Source organism: Pedobacter sp. 01T416_2 (assembly GCF_056398925.1).
The window spans coordinates 1-2,102 of record NZ_JBFTQI010000930.1 but is presented as its reverse complement, the minus strand read 5'-3'; the positions used below and the strand labels follow the sequence as shown (position 1 = coordinate 2,102).

The 2,102-nt window shown below is 40.1% G+C and carries 1 protein-coding gene and 2 rRNA genes; all 3 read left to right on the top strand.

Annotation, left to right across the window (positions count from 1 at the left end; genetic code table 11):
- A 5S ribosomal RNA gene (gene rrf, locus AC1DPQ_RS25940) occupies positions 1–106 on the top strand; the annotation flags it as partial.
- A 178-nt stretch (positions 107–284) separates the two neighbouring features.
- Positions 285–396 (top strand): 5S ribosomal RNA (gene rrf, locus AC1DPQ_RS25935).
- Positions 397–1,023: 627 nt separating this feature from the next.
- Positions 1,024–1,890, top strand: coding sequence for a DUF808 domain-containing protein (locus tag AC1DPQ_RS25930; RefSeq protein ID WP_477585292.1), 867 nt, complete (start codon positions 1,024–1,026; stop codon positions 1,888–1,890).
- The last annotated feature ends 212 nt before the right edge of the window (positions 1,891–2,102 follow it).

Below are 2,102 nucleotides of genomic sequence, written 5' to 3'. Positions count from 1 at the left end.
GCCTATATCGGTGGTGTCCACCTCTTCCCATTCCGAACAGAGAAGTTAAGCCCACCAGAGCCGATGGTACTGCGGTAACACGTGGGAGAGTAGGTCGGTGCCAGATCTTAAAAGAAACCCTTYAACAGCAATGTTGAAGGGTTTTCTTGGTTATATACAGGCCCCTGTGTTTTTAAGGCCGGTGAAATTGAAATACTGAAAGGCGAAAAGCTGAAAGACCAAAGACCARAGGCGTGATGCGCTTTAGTCTTTAAGCTTTCTTCTTTAGTCTTGAATAAAAATATTCAGGTGCCTATATCGGTGGTGTCCACCTCTTCCCATTCCGAACAGAGAAGTTAAGCCCACCAGAGCCGATGGTACTGCGGTAACACGTGGGAGAGTAGGTYGGTGCCAGATCTTAAAAAGAAACCCTTTAACAGCAATGTTGAAGGGTTTTCTTCGTTTAAAAGCATTTTATAGTCTATGCCTATCTTGTTTTCACCATTAAGGAGTGGATAAAAGTTAAGGGACCTGATGCCGGATGTTCCTTAATGGTGAAAGGAACTGTAACAGCGGTTATTTCTGCCATTAATGAGTTTAAAAAGGGGGAAGGTTCTGTTCCCGCAGATTACGCTGATTTGCGCAAACCTGATCCCTCTTCCGTTTACATCTCCCGTCCCAGGTTGAATAGCCCTGATGGCAGTGGAAATCTCTTTTTGGCTGAGGTAGATTGTCTATCCCAAGGGCTTCCAAAAAGGATTGCAGCGGACAGCAGGACGGAACCCAACCTACATGTTACTGTTACTGTGCTCCAAAGCATCAAAATATTAATTATCTGGATTATACTTAACAAATAAGTTAACGCTGCATTTAATTATTTAAGAGGATGTTTTTTACGATTATATTTCCGATGACCGGGCGCATTAATAGATTTAACCAGCCCTGTCTATAGAATCCTGTTTAGTCCATATAGCTTAAAGATTTAAATATGATTGTTCGAATCTGGAAAGGATTTGATATTTTGCGGCATAATTGATTTTAGATATGGCTTCAGGTTTTTTTGCAATTTTGGATGATATTGGTGCTTTAATGGACGATGTAGCGGTAACAGCTAAGGTAGCGGCCAAAAAGACTGCGGGGATTTTGGGAGATGATTTAGCCGTAAATGCAGAAAAATCAACTGGTTTTCTTTCTTCAAGAGAATTGCCGGTACTATGGGCAATCACTAAGGGATCATTTGTGAATAAGCTTATTATTGTTCCAATTGCGCTATTACTCAATTTCTTTTTTCCGGTAGCGATTAAAGTGATCTTGGTACTAGGCGGGTTGTACCTGGCGTATGAAGGGGTGGAGAAAATTGTTGAATATTTTATTCATCGATCAAAGCCCACACATATCGAAGCAAAAGAGGTTATCCAAGAGGACGAGTTGGCAGAAAAAGCGAAGATCAAATCAGCTATTATTACCGATTTTATTTTATCAATAGAAATCGTAATTATTGCTTTGGGAAGCGTGCTCGAAGAAAAGCTGCTTATACAAATTATGACGGTGTCAGCTGTAGCTTTGTTGGCTACCGTTGGTGTTTATGGAATCGTAGCTATTATTGTTAGAATGGATGATGCTGGATATCGCTTAATGAAGGCCTCTGGCGAAAAAGGTATATTTTCATTCATTGGAAACCTATTGGTTCGTTCTTTGCCAATTATAATAAAAATATTAAGTGTTGTAGGAACTGTAGCATTGATCTTGGTTTCAGGTGGGATTTTTGTACATAATGTTGGCTTTCTACACCATGTTCTTCATACTTTACCTTCAATCCTTAGAGAATTTGCTTTTGGATTAGCAGCTGGACTCGCCTCAGTGTTTGTTTTAACTGCGGGTAAAAAGCTTTTAGCCATTGTTAGAAAATAAAGTATTGCCAGTATTCTATTTGCAGAGTGGGTTTTTAATCTTTTTTTATGGAAAGCAGTTTTGGTGCTACTATATAGGTATGTTTCCGCTATCCGCTTTATCCCGATGAAAACCTGTGAAACAAGCAAGCACACCAAAATATAACACAAACCGGTACTTAAATCGGGATGCCTGCTGCTATCGGGTTTACTATCGGGTTTATTCTGCAGGGT